The following is a 20,295-nucleotide window of genomic DNA, read 5'->3' as shown; positions in this document are numbered from 1 at the left end:
CGGCGTCCGCGCCCGCCGCCAGCGTCAGAGCAGGTACGCCGCGACCTTGCGCACCCGCGCCTCGGCGAGGCCGAACGCTCCGCTGCGCTGCTCGGCACGGGCCGCCGACAGTTCGCCACTGACCAGCAGCTGTGCGGTCAACGCCGCTTGCTCTGGCCGCGCGGCCTCCGGCGACTGGCGAAGCATGGCCTTCAACGCCTCGAAGCGCTCGGCCTCGCCCGCCTCGGCCTGCATCAGCGCCAGCTGCGTCAAGGCCCGGGCCCGGTCGGCGCCATGCAGCGCATCGGCCGCGGTGGCCAATTGGGCCGTGACCTGCAACAGAATCGGCTGGCCGATGCCTCCGGTGCGGCTGGCGAGTGCCCGCAGCTCTTCGGCTTGCCGGGCCGGGGTGCCGCGCTGTTGCCACACCTTCAGCGCCTCGGCCAACAGCTTCTCGGCCTTGGCCGGCTGCCCCATGAGCTCTTGGGCGCGTGCCCGCAAGGCCTGGAGCAGCAAGACCGCGTGGGGGCTGCGCGCCTGCCCCGCGAGCGTGTCGAGCTGCCCAGCCAACGATTGGGCGAGGGACCAACGGCCCAGGCGTGCGTGCCGTGCGAGCTGGGCCAGCAACAGGTCGCCCGTGTCGACCAGCCAATCGTCGATGGCCACCTGGCGCTGAGATCCGTCGGCGACGCTCTTGAGCGCCTCACCCGCGTCGGCCAGGAAGGCAAGTGCCAGCGCATCGGGCACGTTGTCGTGCCGGGCCAAGATCGTGGCGACGCTGCCCATCAGTGCAGCGCGGGCCGCCGGCGATTCGATGCCATACACCAGCGTGCGCAACGCGCCGATCTGGCGGTCGATCGTCGTGACGGCGGCATCGCGCAAACCCCAGGCGGCGAGCAGCACCTCGGCACGGCGAGCACTCGCACCGACCGCAGGGTCACCAGTGAGCCCGGCATCGGCATGCAATCGCGACAACACCTCCTTGGCCCGCCCCGTCTGGCCGAACGCGGCCAATTCGACGGCCATGTCCGCCATCAGAGTGGCACGCAGTGATGCCGGCAACGGCGACGCGCTGCCGTTGGGTTGGGCCGAGGGGCCGGCAGAGGTCGGCGACGCCGCAGCTTGCGCCAGTTTCGCGGGCAGTTGATCGCCCGGCAGCAGCAGGCCAGCGTTGACCTTCGCGCCCTGCATCTGGGCGACCGCCTGCTCCAAGGTCATGCCGCGCCCCTGGGCTCGCTCAGCCTTGGCAATCTGCGTCAGCGAATCGGGCGCCAAGCCCGACGCATCGGCGCCGCCTGCGGAATCGACGCTGGAGGCGCTCGACGCGGGCACCGGCGACATCGCCGGCGGCGCACCGACGGCCGTCAAGACCTTGTCGATCGACTGGGTCGTGTTGATCTGCGGTTCGGGGGGCGCCGTCCACGGCAGCGAAAGCCGCCCGAGGGTGAACCCGGCCGCCCCCAGCGCCACCAGTGCCGCGGCCCACAGCCACGGGGCCCAACGCGGGCGCGCGCGGCGAGCCGCGGGGCTCTTGGCCGCCGGCGGCGGCAACGACTCGTCCGGATCTGCCTGCGGCCGGGTGGTGTACGGCGCGATGATCGTGTCCTCTTCGGACGGATCGCGCAGGTTGAACTCGAAATCTTCCGGATCCTCGTCCAGCGGCTGCGCCCGGGCAGCCTGAGCACGGGGCGGTGTGGATGCCGACCGCTCCGCAACGGGCACGGCCGGCGGGGCCGGCGGCGCCGCGGCATGCCGTACCGGTGAGGATGCGGCCGCGGGCAGCGGCGCCGTGAACACCGACGAAAAACTGGGCGTCGATGCCGAGCGCGGGGCGGGCCCCGGCGCCGGTGCGACTGGAGCCGGCGCGGCCTGCGGCGTCACGGTCGCCGCGGCGACAGGCGTTGGCGCCAGCACCGCCGCGGGCGCGGCACCCGCCGGACGAGCCGGTGCCGCCGACGAGAGCTGCGAGACCGGCGACGCAAAGGCCCGCAAATCTGCCCCCTGCAGCGGTGCCGACACCGCAGGCGTGGGGGCCGCTGTCGCGGCAGGCGCCCTTGGCGGGGATGACGCGGCGGCGCCGGACGGTCGATCAGCCGCGTTGCGCGCCGGGGAGGCCGGTGCCACGCCCGTGACGGAGAACGACCACAGGTTGACGCCGGGCGAGCCATCGGACGGCTCTTCGGCAGACGCGTCGGGGATAGGCGGTGAAGGCGGCGCAGCGTGCGGCGCTGTCGGCACCCGGCGAACCTCCACCTTCAGGCCCGCCAGGCTCAGCTGATGTTCGGTCTTGCGGGCTCGCGACTCGTCGATCGACTTGCGCACCTGCACCACCGGCACCTGGCGCAGCGCCGCACAGATGTTGGCACCTTGCGCCGCCGTGAGGCCGGCCATTTCCACCCGGCGCTGGGCCTCTTCGGGGGTCATGCCCCGCGGCAGACGGATGAACACATCGAACCGCGGCTCGGCGACGGCGGTGGTTTCCGACGGGGTGGTTCGACTGTCCATGGAGGTTCTGTACGGCGCGCCGACGGCATCGCCAACGGCGAATGGCGCCGCTTTTCGGCCGGCGCCGACAAGGCGGCATTCTTTCACGCCGCAGCCATCGCGGGTACTGCGCAGCCTGGGGGACAACCCGCCGATGGATCGTCAGTGAATGTTACTGAACGCGTTCAGCAGCCCCAGCCAGATCGGGGCGGTCACTGCAAAAGCCAGGGTCGAGATCACGTTGACCGCCGTGGTTTCAGCCTCCTGTGCACGGTAGCGCTGGGAGAACATCAAAGCGTTGGTGCCGGAAGGCAAAGCCGCGAGCATCACGATCACCTGGAGCGGCAGACCGCCCAGGCGGAAGACGGACGCCGCCACCAGCCAGACCAACGCAGGCTGAATCACCAGCTTCAGCACGGTCAGCCCGATGGCCCCTCGCAACGACGTCGGAAAACCCATGTAGGCGAGCGACATGCCGATCAGCGTCAGGCACAGCGGGACCACGGCCGAACCCAGCAGTTGCAAGACCTCATCCACCGGCTCTGGCAAGGGCCAGCCCGTCAACTGCCAGGCCATGCCGGCCAGCACCGGCAGCACGACGGGATGCACCACCGTGTTGCGCAACGTCGTGACAAGAATGCCGAACAGGCCGCCGGCATCGGGCCCGTGGGAGTGCTCGCGAGCCAGATCCAGCTCCACCAGCGTGGTGGCCACCAACAGGAGGATCAGCGCATGGACGCTGATCAGCGCCAGATGCAGCCCGAGACCGGTTTCGCCGAACACCGCGGAAGCGATGGGAATGCCGATTTGCAGCGAATTGCCGAAGGCGACCGTCAGCGCGCGAACCGCTGGCGCGGCGGACGGCAGCCCACGTGCCTGCCGGCGCCATCGCTGGGCGCCGTAGTGCACCAGCATCATCGCGACAACAGGAACAAAGAACGCCGCCACCATGGGCCACGGCACGGCCGCCAGATCGAGGCGGGCGGTCGTGCGAAAGAACAATGCCGGAGCGAAGAGGAAAAACGCCGCGTTCGACAAGACGCGCGCCGGCTCCATCTGGGGCCCGCCCAGCCAGCGCATTCTTCCCGCCACATAGCCGAAGCCAACGATCAGCATGATCGCCAGCAGCTTGGAGACGATGACGGTCGACAACGTGTGAGGGCCCTCGGGACGATGAATCCGGCGCCGCCGAATGTGTCGGCAAACCCCAGCGCCCGGTCGGACAGGATCTGGGCGTGCCCGATGATGCCGGCAAACGTCGCTCGGCCCGTCGGTGGTCTCCACAGTCCGGTCGCCGGGAGAAAAGCGTTGGCGTGGTCACCGTGCCGCTGTTCGAGGGCGTCTTCGCGTTCAGGTATGGTGGCCCCATGAAAGTGGGCGTGATGGGTACGGGGGCGGTGGGTGGCTACTACGGCGCGATGCTGGCCCGAGCCGGCGTCGAGGTGCTTTTCGTCGGGCGCCCCGCCCAGGTCGAACGGCTGACGACCGAAGGCTTGCGTCTGCAGGCCCAAGCCTTCGATGAACGCCTTCGCATCGAAGCCACCGATGACGTCCAGCATCTGGCGGCTTGCGATCTGGTGCTGTGCTGCGTGAAGTCGGGCGACACCGAGGCGGCAGGTGAGCAGATGGCGCCCTTCTTGAGCCCGAATGCGGTGGTGCTCAGCCTGCAGAACGGGGTCGACAACGCACCCCGACTGGCCGCGACATTGCGACCTTCCCAGCTCGTGGCGCCCGCGGTGGTCTACGTGGCCAGCGAGATGGTCGCGCCGGACCATGTTCGCCACCATGGCCGCGGTGAATTGGTGATCGCGCGGTGGACCCCGCGCCCCGGCCAGCCAGCGCCCGACCAGGTGCAGGCCGTCTTCACCAGGGCCGCGGTGCCGGTGGAGCTGGCGGACGATGTGCAGGCTGCTCTGTGGAGCAAGCTGGTGTTGAACAGCGCCTACAACGCCCTGTCAGCACTGAGCCGCCTGCCCTATGGCCCACTGGTCCGGCACGAGGGCGTGCTGCCCCTGATGCGGGCGGTGGTGGCCGAATGCCTGGCCGTGGCCACCGCGGAAGGGGTTCGCGTACCCGATCCATGGCCGGCCGTGCTGCGCATCGCCGAGACCATGCCCGGACAGTTCTCTTCGACCGCTCAAGACCTGATGCGCGGCAAGCGGAGCGAAATCGACCACCTCAACGGCTTGGTCGTCCGCCGCGGCGAAGCGCTGGGCGTGGCGACGCCGGCCAACCGGGCGTTGCATGTTTTGGTGAGGCTCCACGAGGCACGCCTCGACACTTCTCATGAGCCAGCGCGTGGCTGATTTGCAACATCACGTAAACCCTCGATTCTGGCGAGTAGCATGCCGGCCGCGTGCCCAGATGTAAGGGGTGCGCATTCAGTGCCACGCGGCCATTGCGGCCGCCCCAACATCCCGGAGGGAGAACACATGCAAGTCAAGAACACCCTGGCCGCCGCCGCCCTGGCGCTGGCCGCCGCAGCCCCCACCTTCGCCGCCGAAGGCATCGCGCCGGTCATCGGCTTCACCCTGACCGGCGGCGGCAAGACGCTGGTCGAGGTCGAGTTCGAAGGCGACCGCTCCAACGAGAAGATCTCCAGCGGCGGCCTGTCGCACCTGTTCGGCGGCATCGAGTACCGCGATCCGAGCGGCGCCTACGCCATCCAAACGACCATCGGCTACCACTTCGACCGCGTGTCCGCCGACAACGGCTCTCTGAGTTTCTCGCGCGTGCCGCTGGAAGTGCTGGGATTCTGGAACGCCAACGAGAACATCCGCTTGGGCGGCGGCCTGCGCAAGGCCCTGAACTCGCGCTTCGAGACCTCGGGCGCAGGCAACTCGATCGCCCCGGACTTCAACATGCGTTCGAGCATCGGCTTCGTGCTGCAGGGTGAGTACCTCTTCGGCGAGCACGCCAGCATCTTCCTGCGCTACGTGAACGAAGAGTTCAAGAGCAACTACCTCGAAGGCGGCAAGGTCGACGGCAGCCACGGCGGCCTGGGCATCAGCTACCGCTTCTGAACGGCACGGGCCCTCGCGCGGCCCGCAGCGAGGTGGCGCCCCCCTAAAATCGACGGGTTATCCCGGAGAAACTTGTGGCCGCCACCATCCTGCAAAAGCTTCCCGCCGGCGAACGCGTCGGCATCGCCTTCTCTGGCGGCCTGGACACCAGCGCCGCCGTCCATTGGATGCGCTCCAAGGGCGCCATCCCGTGCGCCTATACCGCCAACCTCGGCCAGCCCGACGAGTCGGACTACGAGGAGATTCCCCGCAAGGCCAGGGCCTACGGCGCTGAAATCGCCCGCCTCGTCGACTGCCGCGCGCAGCTCGTTGCCGAAGGCATTGCCGCCATCCAGTGCGGCGCCTTCCACATCTCCACCGGCGGCGCGACCTACTTCAACACCACCCCGCTCGGCCGGGCCGTGACCGGCACCGCGCTGGTGGTCGCCATGCGCGAAGACGGCGTCAACATCTGGGGCGATGGCTCGACCTTCAAGGGCAACGACATCGAGCGCTTCTACCGCTACGGCCTGCTGGCCAATCCGTCGTTGCGCATCTACAAGCCCTGGCTCGACCAGCTGTTCATCGATGAACTCGGCGGCCGCAAGGAGATGAGCGAGTACCTCATCGCCAACGGCTTCGACTACAAGATGAGCGTCGAGAAAGCCTATTCGACCGACTCCAACATGCTCGGTGCCACGCACGAAGCGAAGGACTTGGAGTTCCTGAACAAAGGCATGCACATCGTCAATCCGATCATGGGCGTGGCCTTCTGGAAAGACGAGGTCGCCATCAAGGCCGAGACGGTCACGGTGCGTTTCGAAGAAGGCCTGCCCGTCGCGCTGAACGGACGCACTTTCAGCGATGCGGTGGCCCTGTTCGAGGAAGCCAACCGCATCGGCGGCCGGCACGGCCTCGGCATGAGTGACCAGATCGAGAACCGGATCATCGAGGCGAAGAGCCGCGGGGTGTACGAGGCGCCGGGCATGGCGCTGCTGCACATCGCCTACGAGCGGCTGGTGACCGGCATCCACAACGAAGACACCATCGAGCAGTACCGCATCAACGGCCGCCGCCTCGGCCGCCTGCTCTACCAGGGCCGCTGGTTCGACCCCCAGTGCCTGATGCTGCGCGAAACCGCGCAGCGCTGGGTCGCCCGCGCCGTCACCGGCGAAGTGACGCTGGAACTGCGCCGCGGCAACGACTACTCCATCATGGACACGTCGAGCCCGAACCTCACCTACGCGCCCGAGCGCCTGTCGATGGAAAAGGTTGAAGACGCCCCATTCACACCCGCCGATCGGATCGGCCAGCTCACGATGCGCAACCTCGACATCACCGACACGCGCGACAAGCTGGGCATCTACACCCGCACCGGCCTGCTGGGCGCGGCCTCGGGTGGCAGCATCCCGCTGCTGACCGGCGGGGATGGGCCGCTGGCCGACTGAAACGGCGGCCGTCTGCTGAGAAGGGACACCCGCGCGGTGTCCCTTCGGCTTTCTGAACGAAGTGGCCGTCTGGCCGCAGACACGGTTGGTTACCGGGAGGTGCGCCAGCGCTCACCAGCGGGCCGGTGCGCACCCAGGCCGCCTCTAGAATTCGTCGCCGCTTTGGCATCAACGACACAGGGATATCTCGTGCGCGCTTCGCTGACTTCCATCTCTTTCGCACTCGCCGCCGCCGTGCTGGCCGCAGGGTGCTCCTCGACCGGCTCCAAGGGCGCCGACACCTCTTCGACCAGCACCTCGCAAGCCGCTGCCCCCGCGGGCGCGAAGCGCATCGTGAAGTCGCGCGACGGACGGTTCGAAGGTGAAGTGATCGGCACCGCAGCGCCCGACAGCAAGTTCGCCAAGCTGGCCATCGGGATGAGCTCCGAAGAAGTGCAAGAGGTGATGTCGCGCGCCCCGGACCGCTTCCACACCTACGAATCCGGCAAGCGCTGGATCCCGTTCTACTTCGGCAACGACGCCCGCCGCATGCAAGCGCTCTACAAGGGCGAAGGTTGCCTGATCTTCACGGGCGGCAACATCTGGGGCGGCGGCGGTACCGAGCTGATCCAGATCGAAGTGGACACCAGCGGCGCCTGCTACCAGCCCTGATGGGCCCGCAGGGCCGCCCGCCAAGCGCGGCTCTGGATGATCACCTGAAGCCCAGGCGGCCTTCTCGGCCCCTGGGCTTCTTGCTTATGCGGCCGCCTTCTTGGCCGCTGCCTTCTTCGCCGGCACCTTCGCCGCACGAGGCTCGAACTCGAAGCCGACCTTGCCTTCCTTCTTGTCGTAGGCCAAGAAGGCCTTGAACTTGCGCTTGGTCTTGTTGGAGACGAAGTTCTCCAGCAGATCGGTCTTGCCCGCGGTCAGCAGCTTGCGAAGTTGCTCGTGAGACACGGGCTGAGTCAGGATGACCTTGCCGGTCTTGAAGTCGCAGGTCACATGGGCACCGACGGCGTGCTCGCACACGTAGTTGGTGCCGTGCTCGTAGACATGACCCTGGCATTTGGGGCAAGGGCCGAGGCTCGTTTGGCCTGAGAAATCGACTGGTTCGCCGTCGTCCTTCGCCTTGTCGTCTTCACCGAAATCGAACTCCAGCTTCCAGTTGCTGATCTCGTCGTCGAAGACCAGCTTCAGCTCGGCGGTGAAAGGCCACCCCGCCTTGGAGCGGAAACCCTCCAGCGGGCCGACCTTCTTGTCGACCAGGAAGCGCTCGACCTCGTGCAGCTCGAAGCTGCGGCCACCCGGTATCTTGGTGATCGAGAAGTCGCAGGCCTCGCAGGCAAAGCGCCGATAGTTCTCCTTGACGGTGCCGCCGCAATGAGGGCACGGCGCCTTCAAGGTGGCGTAGTCGCCAGGAATGGTGTCGCGGTCGTATTCCTTGGCCTTCTTCACGATGCGTTCGGCCATCTTGGCGATGTCCTTCATGAACGCCGTCCGTGACAGCTGGCCATGCTCGATCTGGGCCAACTGGTACTCCCAGTTGCCGGTGAGCTCCGGCTTGGTGAGGTCTTCCACCCCCAAGCCACGCAGCAGTGTCATCAGTTGGAAGGCCTTGGCGGTGGGCAGCATCTCGCGGCCCTCGCGCAGCATGTATTTTTCGAGGATCAGGCCTTCGATGATGGCCGCACGGGTGGCTGGCGTGCCCAGGCCCTTTTCAGCCATCGCTTCGCGCAACTCGTCGTCATCGATCAGCTTGCCCGCGCCTTCCATCGCCGACAGCAGCGTGGCTTCGGTGTAGCGCGCCGGCGGCCGTGTGGCGAGCGCCACGATGTTGACGCCCTCATTGAGCACCGCTTCATTCGGCTGAACCGGCACGAGATTGGCGTCTTCGTCCTGGGCTTCCTTGCCATAGACGGCGAGCCATCCCGGATTCACCAACACTTTGCCGTTGGTTTGGAAGTTGTGATCGCCCACCTTGGTGATGCGGGTTGTGACCATGTATTCGGCCGACGGATAGAACACCGCCAGAAACCGCTTGACCACCATGTCGTACAGCTTGGCCTCGGCTTCGCTGAGCGACTTCGGCGGCTGCAGCGTCGGGATGATGGCGAAGTGGTCGGAGACCTTGGCGTTGTCGAAGACGCGCTTGCTGGGTTTGATGTAGCCCTCTTTGAGCGCCTTGGCCGCGTGATCGTTCAGCACCGCCAGGGGCCCGGGAAGGTCTTCCTGGGCGAGCATGCCCACCGTCTGCTTGACCACGCCAAGGTAGTCCTCCGGCAGATGGCGCGAGTCCGTCCGCGGGTAGGTCAAGACCTTGTGCTTCTCATACAGCGCTTGAGCCAGCGACAGCGTCGTCTTGGCGGAGTAGCCAAAGCGGGAGTTCGCTTCACGCTGCAGGGTGGTCAGGTCATAAAGGCCCGGGCTCGCTTGAGTGCTGGGCTTGGCCTCTTCGGTCACGGTCCCCGGCTGCCCACGGACAGCGTCGGCGATCGCCCGGGCCTCGGCCTCGGTCCACAAGCGATCGGCGCGGCGGTCGGCATCGTCGTTCTTCTTGAACTTCGGGTCGAACCACTTGGCCTCGTACTCGCCCGCGGCAGCCCCGAAGGCTGCCTTGACTTCCCAGTAGTCGCGGGGGATGTGCTTGCGGATCTTTTCTTCACGTTCCACCACGATCGACAGCGTCGGCGTCTGCACCCGGCCGACGGTCGTGAGGAAGAAGCCGCCATCGCGCGAGTTGAAGGCGGTCATTGCGCGCGTGCCGTTGATGCCGACGAGCCAATCGGCCTCCGAGCGGCTGCGGGCGGCATCCGCCAGCCCCAGCATCTGTTCGTCGGTCCGCAAGGCATCGAAGCCGTCGCGTATGGCCTGGGGCGTCATGCTCTGCAGCCACAGGCGCTTCACCGGCTTGTCGATCTGGCCCTTCGCCCCACCGGCGTATTGCACGATCAGCCTGAAGATCAATTCGCCCTCTCGCCCCGCGTCACAGGCGTTGATCAGCTCAGTGACGTCCTTGCGCTTGACGAGCTTGACCACGGCCGAGAGTCGGCTCTTGGCCTTGTCGATCGGCGCCAGGTCGAAATGCGGCGGCACGACGGGCAGGTGGGCAAAGCTCCACTTGCCGCGCTTGACGTCGAATTCCTCGGGCGCCTTGATCTCGACGAGGTGGCCGACCGCCGAGGTCACGACGTAACGCTCGTTCTCGAAATGGTCCGCGGCCTTATCGAACTTGCCGGACACCGGCGCCAGCGCTCGGACAATGTCCTGCGCCACGCTGGGCTTTTCCGCGATGATCAGTGATTTGCTCATTTCTCTGCTGGTCGGGCTCCAGGCCTTGCGGCCGTGCCTACAATTTGCCGTCTCGCGCACGCACGCATGTACGTACACCCACACACGTGTGCGCACGCGCCCACAGATTCAATGTACCCAATGAAGCCGGTCAAGCAAGCCCGTACCGCCAAGACCCCCCGCGCCACCAGCAGCAGCCCGTCTGGCGGCCGGCGCATTCAGGTTCGCCGCAGCGGCGTGCACGGCAAGGGCGTGTTCGCCGTGCAGCCGATCGAGCCGGGCGAAACCCTCATCGAGTACACCGGCGAGATCATCGGCTGGGACGAGGCGCTGGATCGCCATCCCCATGATCCGAGTCAGCCCGATCACACGTTTTACTTCCAGCTGGACGACGGTGATCGGGTGATCGATGCGCTGTATGGCGGCAACGCCTCGCGCTGGATCAACCACGCCTGCGACCCGAACTGCGAGGCTGACGAGACCGACGGGCGTGTGTTCATCAAGGCCCTGCGTCCCATCGCGCCGGGTGAAGAGCTGTTCTACGACTACCGGCTGTCGATCGACGAGCGCCTCACGCCCGCTCTGAAAAAGCGCTTCGAATGCCGCTGTGGTTCGGACAACTGCCGCGGCACCCTGCTGTTGACCAAGCGTGCCGCTTCGGCCGGCTCGTCGCGCAAGGGCCAGAATCGCTGAATGGACACCCACGGCGTGACCCCCTTCACCGATCAACCTGGCGAGCATGTGGGCGGCCACCACGGCACCTGGGGCATCCAGGCGCTGTGGGAGCAACTCCAGCCGCTGCTGCCGGGCATCTCGATCGAAGTGGTCGACCGCGTGGCCTCGACCAACGGCACGCTGGTCGACCGCCTGCGCGAAGCCTCGCGCGGCGCGCGCGAGTCCCACGGCCGAGGCCTGCGCGCAGACGACCTTCGGCCCACGCTGCTCGTGGCCATCGACCAGACCCAAGGCCGGGGTCGCCTGGGCCGAAGCTGGCAGTCCAGCGCCGGCTCATCGCTGACCTTCTCGCTCAGCCTGGCGCTGGAGCGCGCCGATTGGTCGGGTCTGTCTCTCGCCGTGGGGGTGGCGCTGGCCGAAGCACTGGATCCCACCGGCGCCCACATCGGCTTGAAGTGGCCGAATGACCTGTGGCTGCGCTCTGCTGAAGGCCCCGGGCGAAAGCTGGGCGGCATCCTGATCGAGGCCATGGGTCTGGGTGACCACCGCATGTCGGTCATCGGCGTGGGCCTGAATGTCCAACCGGTCCATCTCGCCGAAGTCGCAGCCAGCCTGAGCGAATTCCATTCGATGATCACACCGGCACGCGCGCTGTCCATGGTGATGCCCCACCTCGCCAAGGCACTCAACCGTTTCGAGGAACAAGGCTTTGCCGGCTTCGAGGCCGACTACGCGAGCCGGGACCTGCTGCTCAACGGGCCTGTAGTCAGCAGCGACCCCGCCTGCCCACGCGGCGAAGCAGTGGGCGTCGATGCCGACGGAGCCCTTCGCGTGCGCGACGCGGATGGTGTCGTCCACCGCATCACCAGCGGCGAAGTCAGCGTTCGCCCGGCCCCTGCGGCCGGCGTGCGCGGCTGAGCAGGCATCCACAGACCGATGTTGCGCCTGCTGGTCGCCGCACTGTTGGTGGCCAACCTGGCATTCTGGGGTTGGCACTTCCCGCCGGTGGCCCAGGCACTGGGCCTGGGCAGCACCGAGCCCGGTCGCGAGCCGCAGCGCTTGCAGCGGCAGTACCGCCCGGAACTGATCCAGTTGCTGTCGACGAGTGGTGCGCCCGTTTCTGGCGCCAGTGCGTCGTCGGCCAGTGCATCACGCCCCCTTGGCAGCGCTGAAGTGGCCGCACCGACCTCGCCGGCCTCGGCCAGCACCGCCCCGACCGCCGCCGCGCCGCTGTGTCTCGAAGCCGGCCCCCTGGCGGATGGCGCCGCGGCAGCGGCCCTCAAAGAGCTCGCGCAGGCCGGCGTGCCCGCAGGCAGTTGGGTGGACAGCCGCCGCGAACTGCCGGGACGCTGGATCATCTACATGGGCCGCTACCCGGACCGTGAAACCCTTCAGCGCAAGATCGAAGAGGTTCAGCGCCTGAACCTCAACTTCACGGAGCTCAAGGCCCCGCCCGATCTCGCACCGGGTCTCGCCCTGGGCGAGTTTGGCAACCAGGCCGACGCCCAGGCTCGCCTGGACAAGCTGCGCGGCGTTCGCACCGCGCGCCTGGTGCAACTGCCGTCCCCGGGCGGCGAGCACCAGATCCGCATCGACCGCGTATCGGGCGACGCCGCCGACAAGCTGGCGTCCCTGGCGACCAGAGACGGAGCGACGCGCTGGCGGACGTGCGCGCCCTGACGGTCAGGCGGCAGCCGGAATACGTACAGGCGACGGCCAACCGCCCTCGCGCAGATGAGTGTGCGGACAGCGGCGCGGTCAGGCGCGTCCGCCCTTGACACACTCCGCCCCAGAACGTGGGCTCCGCGGGTTTCCGCCAGACTTACGCGGGGTTCGCTTCGCGCATCGCCCTGGCGCAGCCTTGGCGCAACTCAGTGGGCGCGGCGCCGCCGCCGCCCCAAGCCCCACGCTGCCAACAACAGCCCGAGCCCCCACCACGGAGCCATCGCGCCACCACCACCGCCACCACCTGACGAAGCGGCGCTGATGGTGAGGGTGCGGGTGGTGCTGGCCTGCAGGCCGGCGCTGTCGGTGATGGTCAGGCGCACGGTGACGGAGCCGGCGGCAGTGGTGGCCAGGGTGGCGGTGGCGGCGTTGGTGGCGCCGCTGAACGAGGCCAGGGTGCCGCCGGAGGTGATCTCCCACTGATAGGCGGTGACCGTTCGGCCGGCGTCGACTTTCGAGCTGCTGGCACTGAGGCTCACGCTGTCACCGACCTCGGGCGCCGTAGGTGTGGCCGTGATGGCCGCGGCCAGGGACGAAGCGGCGACCGTCAACCGCGTGCTGCTGCTGGCGTGGTGGCCACCGCTGTCGGTCAGCGTCAGTCGGACAGTCACCGTACCCGCCCCGCTGGTACGCAGGGTGGCCGTGGCGGCGTTGGTGCCACTGGTGAAGGAGGCCAAGCCGGCGCCCTCCGTGATGTCCCATTGATAGCCGGTGATCGTGCGTCCGCCGCCGACGCTGGAACCTGCCGCGTCCAGCGCAAGGCTGTCACCGGCGACGGGGTAGCCGGGGTTCGGTGAAATCTGCGCCACGAGGCCGTTCGCCGCAGTGGCCGCCGCGGCCACTGCGGCGCCGGCATCGAGCAGGCCCGCGCCACAAGTGGTGGTGGTGCAATAGCACTCGGCGTCCTGTGCAACATCGCTGGGCGCCAGGCAGTTGCTCACGCCGACGTCTGCACCGGCGGTCGGGAACGGCCGTGCCGTGCTCTTCAACAGGCTGCGCACCGTCGCCGGCGTGAGTGCCGGATCGGCCGAAAGCATCAGTCCGACCGTTCCCGCCACGATCGGCGTCGAGAAGCTGGTGCCGAGTGTGGCGAGGTAGCTGTCGCTGTAGGACGCTGCGGCGGGACCGGTGGTGCCGGTGTTGACTGTCGTCAGGATCGGGTAGAGGCAAGCGCCCGTCTCGTTGACACAGTTGCCCGCCGGGGCGCTGACCACCACCTCTGGCCCGAGGTTGGAGTAACCCACTTTGGTGCCGGTGTGGCGCACGCCGGCCACGGCCACCACGTTGGGGCAATTCGCCGGCACGCCGACGGCCAAACCGTCATTGCCCGCTGCTGCGATCACGCTCACGCCGGCGGACTCGAGCTCGGTCATCACGTTGACGTAGGCAGCCGTACAGCTGCCGTTGGAGCCCAGGCTCAGGTTGAGCACTTTCGCCGGGTGCGTGTTGGTGGCTACGCCACTGACGGCGAAGCCAGCAGCCCAGCGCATGCCGGCAATGATGTCCGAGTCATATCCGCCGCATTTGCCCAGCACGCGCACTGGCAGCACGGTCACGCCACGCCCGATCCCGGCCATGCCGGCACCGTTGCCAGTCGAGGCCCCGACCAAGCCTGAAACCTGGGTGCCGTGCCAACTCGAATCGGAGGCGCCGCAGTCCTTGAACTCGCCGCTGGCATCTTCGGCCGAAGTGATCCAGTCGCCCGGGTCGTGCGGGTCGGCGTCATCGAGGTCGCCGTCGTTGGCGGTCGCCACGCTGTCGCTGCTGTAGCCGACGAAGTCGTAGCCGGCGACGACCTTGTTGTTCAGGTCGGGGTGGTTCGTGATGCCGGTATCCAGCACCGCCACCACCACACTGCTGCTGCCAGTCGTGATCGCCCAGGCAGGCTCGACGTCGATCGAGGACTTCACCTCGCCGCTGTTGGGCCGAAGGTACCACTGCCCCACCTTTGGCGTGGCATTGGCCTGGTTGCCAGGGTAAAGCGGGTCGTTCGGCGCAGCCATCGCAAAGCGACGGTGGTCAACAACGGCCCAAGCCACCTCCGGGTCCGCCAAGAGTTTGTCAGCCAAGGCCTGGGAGTCGATACCCTGGGCCTGGATCACTTGGATGCGGGTACCCAGTGCGCGACCGTCGCGCAGCGCCAAGCCATGGCGCTGGGACAAGGTAGCCGCCGCTTGCGGCCAGGTCGAGGTCGCGCCCGCGCTTTGAACACTGGAACGCAACACGCTGGCGCCCCCTTTGAACTGGACGATGACCCGCGCGGCCTCACTCTGCTGGGCCCTGGCCGGGGAGTGACGCACCGGCGCGTACTCGGCGGCGCCCACCAACGAAGCCCACACCAGGCCCGCACCCAGGGCCACCTTGGTCAACTTGCCGATCCAAGCCTTCTTCATGCGTCGTCCCGGTGAACTGAAAGACAGGGGTTAGAAACAGAGGCCAGTCTAGGCCGACTGATGTTGCTGCCAGGTTGCTCAGCGCCCTGGCAGCGGCCGCATGTCACAACTTGCGGTGGGCCAGGGCAGGCAGTTGTTCACGCACCGCCTTGCGCCGTTCGATCGCCGCGTCGGCGATGGCCAGGCCTTCGCCTTCGGCTTGCACCGCCAGCACCTCGCCCCAGGGGTCGATCACCATGCTGTGGCCCCAGGTGCGGCGGGTGTTCTCGTGCAGGCCGCCCTGTGCACTGGCCAGCACATGGCACTGGTTTTCGACGGCGCGGGCGCGCAGCAGCAGTTCCCAGTGGGCCTTCCCGGTCGTGTAGGTGAAGGCCGCCGGCACGACGAGCAAATCGCAGGCCGGCCGCATCAGCGCACGGTACAGCTCGGGAAAGCGCAGGTCGTAGCACACCGACAAGCCCACGCGAAAGCCCGCCGCATCGAAGGCCACCGGTTCGCTGCCCGCTTCCAGCACGCGCCCTTCGTCATAGCGCTCGCGGCCATTGTCAAAGGCGAACAGATGGATCTTGTCGTAGCGCGCCACCCGTTCGCCGCCGGGGCCGTAGACGCAACACGCATTGCGTACCCGATCGGGGGTGGCGGCGCGGATCGGCAAGGTGCCGCCGATCAGCCAAATCTGGTGGCGGCGCGCGGCTTCGCTGAGGAAGGCCTGGATCGGGCCGTCACCGTCGGCCTCGGCGATGGCGAGCTTGTCGTCATCGCGCTGGCCCATGAGGCAGAAGTATTCGGGCAGTGCCACGAGGCGGGCGCCTGCGTCGGCCGCCTGGGCGACCAGCCGGCCCGCGGCGGCCAGGTTGCGATCCACCTCCGGGGTGGACACCATTTGAACGGCAGCGATTTTCATGCGCCGATTCTGCGCCGGCCTCCGGCCGTGTGGCTGCGTGCCGCCACTCGCCCGACGCGGCACGTCGCGCGCGGCCAACGGCTGCGGTTCGCGCCAGCGCGATCACGCACCGATCAGCGCGCGGGGTAGGGCGCGGAAGCGGCCGCGTCGAGCTCGCTGCCCGGGTAGTCGCTGAGCCGACGGCTGCCGACGCGCTCGTCCGCCGGATTGGCTGGGTCGGCCGGGCGCTCCATCGGCTGCACCTGAGGCTCGCTCCAGGTGCCGCCCACATGGAACTCACGCGTGCCGGCCTGCATCAGCGGCTTGCGCAGGAACAGCTGCGCGAGGAAGGTTCCCAGGCCGATCGCCGGGTTGATGGCCGCGTAGGCCAGCGAGGCCGTGCCCGCATTGATCTCGGGCACCACCACCATGTGCAGATCCTGCGTCTCACGCTTCAGATCGGTCTGCCCTTCGATGAGCACCGCCGCCTGCACGCCGCGGATGCGCAGGTTGTTGCTGCGCGCCACGCCCTGATCGAGGGTGATGTCGCCGGCCAGGTTGTCGAAGGCGAAACCCTGCTGGAATACATCGCGGAAGTCGAGCGTCAGCCGGCGGGGCAGCGCCTGCAGGCTGAGCACCCCCAAGAGCCGCGCCGCACCCGGCTCGGCTTTGAGGAATTGGCCGGCATCGAGGTTGACCTGCGCCGCGCCGCCGAGGCTGGGCCAGTCAGGCTGCAGCGCCGACCCCGTCCAGGTGAATTCGCCTTGCGCCCGGCCATGGCCGCTGCGCACCTGCTTGCCGAAACCGAGCCGCTCCAGCATGTCGCCCGCATCGCTGACATCGAGCTTGAGCTCCATCGTCATGCGTCGGCGCGCCGCGGCCCACTGCCCGTGGCCCGTCAAACGCGAATCGGCGCTGGCCACCGAGAGCTTGGCCAAGCGCCAGTCGCGCGGCATCGCACCGTCGACCGGCCGGCCCTCGACTTCGAGCTTGCCGAGCTTCTTGCCTCGCCACTCCAACTCATCGACCACCAGGTCCAACGCGGGTGGCGTGCTGGCGCTGGATGCCGCCTGCGCCGCCTCGGCGGCGGTGTCCGCGGGGCTGGGCTCGCCCTCGCGCGCGGGCACCGCCAGACGCGCGAGGCGCGCCTGCCAGCGGGGCCAGGCGGCGCCGGCACCGGCCGGCCGGAAGTCGACCTGTCCTTGCACGGCCTCGCCCTGCAATGTGGCGTGCCAGACCTCGTTGTCGGCCACGCCGCGGCGCTGCAGGTTCAGCGACAACCCGCCGAGACGCCGGCCAGCCAGTGTGAGCGCGCCACTGCGCAGCGACAGCTCTTGCGGCAGGTAACCCTGCCCCAGGGCTGATGCGCCGGCGTCGGCGCCATGGTCGGCTCCAGCCGATGCGGCGGCAGGGGGCGACGCGGTGCCCGGCAACGCCGTGCGAACGCGATCCCACCAGGCATCGGCATTCAGCTGCGCGACCTGCACAGCGGCAGCCACCCCGGTCGCAGGCGCAGGCGGCAACGCAGCGTCGCCCAGCGCAATGGCCCCGCGCTGCACCCGCGCGCCGTCCGGCGCCAGCAGGCGCTCATAGTCGGCTTGCAGCGCATTGCCCACCTCCACACGCAGCCGGTCGCGGGCCCACTCGCCCGCGGGGGGCAGCAGTTGCGTCTGGATGCGCAGCGGCCAGGTCGCTTCGGCGGTCTTGCGAAGTGGCGCGGGCAGGTCCACCGCCATCCCCGTCAACGGGCTGGTGATCTGCAGCTCCGTATGCCCCTTCGTGACGGCCAGTTGCAGCTTGTAGGGTGCCTGGCCGGCCAGGGCGGTGGCCACCCGAGGCGCCACCGGCAGTTCCTGGGCCTGGCGCAAACCTTCGGCGCTGGCCACGCCCTGGGCCGAGAAGCGCACGACGCCGTCGTTGCCCAGCCCCCCTTCGAAACTGAGGTCTCCACCCAACGCCCGGGCGGTTCCCGGCGCCACCGAGAAGCCACGCTGGCTGAAATCGATCCGGGTGCGGGCGTTGGCCAGCAACGGCACATCGGGCCGCACACGCACATCGTTGCCATTGAGCGCAAGACTGCCCTTCACCGTGGTGGCGTGGGTGTCGTGCAGAGGGATGTTGAGGGCCAGTTGCAGGTCTGCCTGCCCGGTGCCGGTGGCGTCGCGCAGCGCATGCGACAGCCAGCCATCGATCGGCGTCGCCCCGACGAAGCGCAATGCATCGCTCAACGGCCCGCGACCGCCGCCTTCGATGGTGAGCGTGGCATCGTGCAGCAGGTTGGCAATTTCGCCGTTCACGCCCTTCAGCTCGATGCCCCACAGGCGGGCCCGCGCATCGCGAATGCGCATCGAACCTCGATCGAACACCAGGTCGCCGTTCACCTGGGTGAACTCAGGCCAGCGAGAAACACCCTCGGTGAGCGACGGCGGCACGTAGGCGAAAGTGAGGTTCTCGGCCCGGGTGGTGACGAGGAACTCGCCGTCCTGGCTGTTGCCGGTGTGGGCGAACGGGAACTCGTGCAGATCGCCGCGCAGGCGCAGGCGTGCATGGCGCACCGTGCCATCGAGGATCGCACCAGCCAGGTACGCCCGGGTGTGGGCCAGGCCGACCGGCATGTAGCGCGGCACGCTGGTCGCGCGGCCCTGGTCGATCTGGCCGGTGAGGTCGATCACACCGGGGAACCGGCCGCCCTTGCCGCGGCCTTCGCCGGTGCCGGTGCGCCAGTGGAGCTGCAACTCGCCCCGCGCGTCGGCATTGGCAAATTGGCCTTCGAGCAGACGCAGGTCGATGGCCGGCGGCGGCGGTGCGCTCGCGCCTGGCGCGGGCCGCTGCGGCTCGATGCGCCAGACCAGCCGGCTGCTGAATTGATCGAGCGGCACGACCGGGTCTTCGAACACCCCCGGCAGCTCGATGGCGCCGCGGCGCACCTGCAGCTTGGCCTCACCGCCCGCCTCGTTCGCTTCGATCTCCAGGTCGGCACCGCGCCAACCCGGTCGGCCGACATGGGGCGGGCCGGAGGCCGCTTCGGGCGCCGGCAGCGCGGCGATCGACAGCCCCGCCACCCGGCCCTTGACGCGGTAGTGAGCCGGTTGAGCCGCGGGGCCGACCCAATTCAACTGCAGCCCCTGCACCAGCCCGCTCGGCGCCAACTCGCCCAAGGCGCGGCGCATCGGATCAGGCAGTGGCAGCCGCTCGGCCACGCCGGCCATCATGGCCAGGTCGATCCGGTCGGCGCTGAATTCGCCCGCCGTGACCGGCTCGGTGGACAGCGCCGGCTGGCTCATCGCCTGGCGCTGCGTGAGCAACAGGCTGAACCGGCTGGCCGGCCAGCGGCCGCCATCCGCCGTGACGAAACCCAGCCGCTGGCCGGACAGCCGCACCGATTGACTCTGGCGTTCGGCCTCCAGCCGGCCCTGCAGGCGCTGCAGCGCCAACGGCTCCAGCGCCGGCGCCAGGCGCAGCGCCACATCGTTCAGGGCCGCGTCGAGCGTGGCTCGGCGCCATTGACCCTTGGACACATCCAGCCACAGCCGGGCCGCGCCGACGCCGGCACGCAGATCGAACGGCAGGGTGACGTGGTCGCGCACGTGGGCCAGATCGGCGCCCGGCAGATCGGCGTAAACGGTGCCCGACCAGCGCGACCAGTCTCCGCTTCGGGCCAGCAAGGGTTGGCTGAAGCGCCCGATCACGGTGAAGCGCTCGCCGTAGCCGGCGTTCGGCGTCGCGTCGAGCCGCAGTTCGTGGCGGCGCAAGCCGTTGCGCAGCACGACGTCGGCATCGCGCAACTCCAAGGGAGGGGCACCCCGCTGTTCATCCACCCAGCGCACCGTGCCGTGGCGCAGCACGAATTCGGGCTGGCTGAGCAGCCAGTCCAGGCCCGGGCCCTGGCTGCTGTCGAGCCGGGCCGGGTTGTCCACATCCAGCCCCGCGACGTGGAGATGGCCTTGGGCATCGCGGCGAACCTCCAGCTCGGGCCCCTCGATGTACAGCTGGGCCAGCACCAGCTTCCAGGCAAACAGGGTCTTGGGCGAGAGCGCCGCGCTCACCCGCGGCAACCGCAGCGCCTGGCGGCCATCCCGGTCGGCCAGCGACACGTCGCGCAGCTCCAGGGCAGGCACCCAGCCGGAAGATTTCACACGGATTTCGCCGATGCGCACGGGCAACCCCACAGCCAGGCTGGCGCGCTGCTCGATCTCGGGGCGCCATTCGTCGATGTGCGGCAAAATCCCCCAGTGCAGTGTCAGCCACGCGATCAGTACGATGCTCCACAACATGAGCATCAAGATCAGCGCCCAGCGAAGGGCCCAGCGTGTCAAGCCGAGCAGCCAGCGCGAAGGGCGGTGCCAGGCCATGCTGGCGCGATCGGACAACAGGCTGCTGAAGAGGCGGCGAAACAAGGGCGCGCGCTCGGTGGAACGAGACGGAATCAAAGGCATGAA

At 68.5% G+C, this 20,295-nt stretch carries 13 protein-coding genes; 7 read left to right on the top strand and 6 right to left on the bottom strand.

What is annotated here, in order from left to right; all coding sequences use genetic code 11:
- Positions 1-24 precede the first annotated feature (24 nt).
- On the bottom strand, positions 25-2,484 hold the full coding sequence (locus AACH06_RS06425; RefSeq protein ID WP_341424824.1) for a hypothetical protein: 2,460 nt from the start codon (positions 2,482-2,484) through the stop codon (positions 25-27).
- A 141-nt stretch (positions 2,485-2,625) separates the two neighbouring features.
- On the bottom strand, positions 2,626-3,747 hold the full coding sequence (locus AACH06_RS06420) for an AEC family transporter (protein WP_341424823.1): 1,122 nt from the start codon (positions 3,745-3,747) through the stop codon (positions 2,626-2,628).
- Between the two features lie 83 nt (positions 3,748-3,830).
- Between AACH06_RS06420 and AACH06_RS06415 the strand changes: the two genes are divergently transcribed.
- The 4 genes from AACH06_RS06415 (at position 3,831) to AACH06_RS06400 (ending at position 7,564) form a co-directional block, all read left to right on the top strand.
- Positions 3,831-4,769 carry a ketopantoate reductase family protein gene (locus tag AACH06_RS06415; RefSeq protein WP_341424822.1) on the top strand — a complete coding sequence of 313 codons (939 nt, stop codon included), beginning with the start codon at positions 3,831-3,833 and terminating at the stop codon, positions 4,767-4,769.
- A 126-nt stretch (positions 4,770-4,895) separates the two neighbouring features.
- Positions 4,896-5,486 (top strand): hypothetical protein, encoded by a 591-nt coding sequence (locus AACH06_RS06410; RefSeq protein WP_341424821.1) that lies wholly within the window; start codon positions 4,896-4,898, stop codon positions 5,484-5,486.
- A gap of 74 nt (positions 5,487-5,560) precedes the next feature.
- Positions 5,561-6,913, top strand: a complete 1,353-nt coding sequence (argG, locus tag AACH06_RS06405; protein WP_341424820.1) for an argininosuccinate synthase — start codon at positions 5,561-5,563, stop codon at positions 6,911-6,913.
- A gap of 189 nt (positions 6,914-7,102) precedes the next feature.
- Entirely contained in the window at positions 7,103-7,564 is a 462-nt protein-coding gene (locus tag AACH06_RS06400) for a hypothetical protein (protein WP_341424819.1), read from the top strand.
- An 84-nt stretch (positions 7,565-7,648) separates the two neighbouring features.
- On the opposite strand, the gene AACH06_RS06395 is transcribed toward AACH06_RS06400, so the two are convergent.
- Positions 7,649-10,201, bottom strand: a complete 2,553-nt coding sequence (locus tag AACH06_RS06395) for a DNA topoisomerase III (RefSeq protein ID WP_341424818.1) — start codon at positions 10,199-10,201, stop codon at positions 7,649-7,651.
- Between the two features lie 120 nt (positions 10,202-10,321).
- Here AACH06_RS06395 and AACH06_RS06390 point away from each other — a divergent pair, with 120 nt between their 5' ends.
- From AACH06_RS06390 to AACH06_RS06380, 3 genes are read left to right on the top strand one after another with little or no spacing between them, the layout of a single operon-like run.
- Positions 10,322-10,873 (top strand): SET domain-containing protein, encoded by a 552-nt coding sequence (locus tag AACH06_RS06390; RefSeq protein WP_341424816.1) that lies wholly within the window; start codon positions 10,322-10,324, stop codon positions 10,871-10,873.
- Positions 10,874-11,773 (top strand): biotin--[acetyl-CoA-carboxylase] ligase, encoded by a 900-nt coding sequence (locus AACH06_RS06385; RefSeq protein WP_341424815.1) that lies wholly within the window; start codon positions 10,874-10,876, stop codon positions 11,771-11,773. It begins immediately after the preceding gene.
- An 18-nt stretch (positions 11,774-11,791) separates the two neighbouring features.
- Positions 11,792-12,535 (top strand): hypothetical protein, encoded by a 744-nt coding sequence (locus tag AACH06_RS06380; RefSeq protein WP_341424814.1) that lies wholly within the window; start codon positions 11,792-11,794, stop codon positions 12,533-12,535.
- Positions 12,536-12,726: 191 nt separating this feature from the next.
- Here the strand turns inward: AACH06_RS06380 and AACH06_RS06375 are convergent, their stop codons facing one another.
- The 3 genes from AACH06_RS06375 to AACH06_RS06365 form a co-directional block, all read right to left on the bottom strand.
- Positions 12,727-14,973, bottom strand: coding sequence for a S8 family serine peptidase (locus tag AACH06_RS06375; RefSeq protein ID WP_341424813.1), 2,247 nt, complete (start codon positions 14,971-14,973; stop codon positions 12,727-12,729).
- Positions 14,974-15,076: 103 nt separating this feature from the next.
- The gene (locus AACH06_RS06370; protein ID WP_341424812.1) at positions 15,077-15,877 is read right to left on the bottom strand and encodes a carbon-nitrogen hydrolase family protein; all 801 of its coding nucleotides are present in this window, start codon (positions 15,875-15,877) and stop codon (positions 15,077-15,079) included.
- A 113-nt stretch (positions 15,878-15,990) separates the two neighbouring features.
- Positions 15,991-20,292 (bottom strand): YhdP family protein, encoded by a 4,302-nt coding sequence (locus AACH06_RS06365; RefSeq protein WP_341424811.1) that lies wholly within the window; start codon positions 20,290-20,292, stop codon positions 15,991-15,993.
- Positions 20,293-20,295: the final 3 nt, after the last annotated feature.

Origin of the sequence: Ideonella lacteola, from assembly GCF_038066555.1 — a bacterium.
GTDB classification, from domain to species: domain Bacteria; phylum Pseudomonadota; class Gammaproteobacteria; order Burkholderiales; family Burkholderiaceae_C; genus Ideonella; species Ideonella lacteola.
Note: the sequence above shows the minus strand (reverse complement) of the source record. Positions and strands in the feature narration are given on the sequence as shown.

Excerpts from the sequence above, each read along its gene's own strand:
- AACH06_RS06410 (WP_341424821.1), top strand. The coding sequence starts at position 4,896 with ATGCAAGTCAAGAACACCCTGGCCGCCGCCGCCCTGGCGCTGGCCGCC.
- AACH06_RS06415 (WP_341424822.1), top strand. The coding sequence starts at position 3,831 with ATGAAAGTGGGCGTGATGGGTACGGGGGCGGTGGGTGGCTACTACGGC.
- AACH06_RS06395 (WP_341424818.1), bottom strand. The coding sequence starts at position 10,201 with ATGAGCAAATCACTGATCATCGCGGAAAAGCCCAGCGTGGCGCAGGAC.
- AACH06_RS06370 (WP_341424812.1), bottom strand. The coding sequence starts at position 15,877 with ATGAAAATCGCTGCCGTTCAAATGGTGTCCACCCCGGAGGTGGATCGC.
- AACH06_RS06375 (WP_341424813.1), bottom strand. The coding sequence starts at position 14,973 with ATGAAGAAGGCTTGGATCGGCAAGTTGACCAAGGTGGCCCTGGGTGCG.
- AACH06_RS06425 (WP_341424824.1), bottom strand. The coding sequence starts at position 2,484 with ATGGACAGTCGAACCACCCCGTCGGAAACCACCGCCGTCGCCGAGCCG.
- AACH06_RS06385 (WP_341424815.1), top strand. The coding sequence starts at position 10,874 with ATGGACACCCACGGCGTGACCCCCTTCACCGATCAACCTGGCGAGCAT.
- AACH06_RS06380 (WP_341424814.1), top strand. The coding sequence starts at position 11,792 with ATGTTGCGCCTGCTGGTCGCCGCACTGTTGGTGGCCAACCTGGCATTC.
- AACH06_RS06390 (WP_341424816.1), top strand. The coding sequence starts at position 10,322 with ATGAAGCCGGTCAAGCAAGCCCGTACCGCCAAGACCCCCCGCGCCACC.
- AACH06_RS06365 (WP_341424811.1), bottom strand. The coding sequence starts at position 20,292 with ATGCCTTTGATTCCGTCTCGTTCCACCGAGCGCGCGCCCTTGTTTCGC.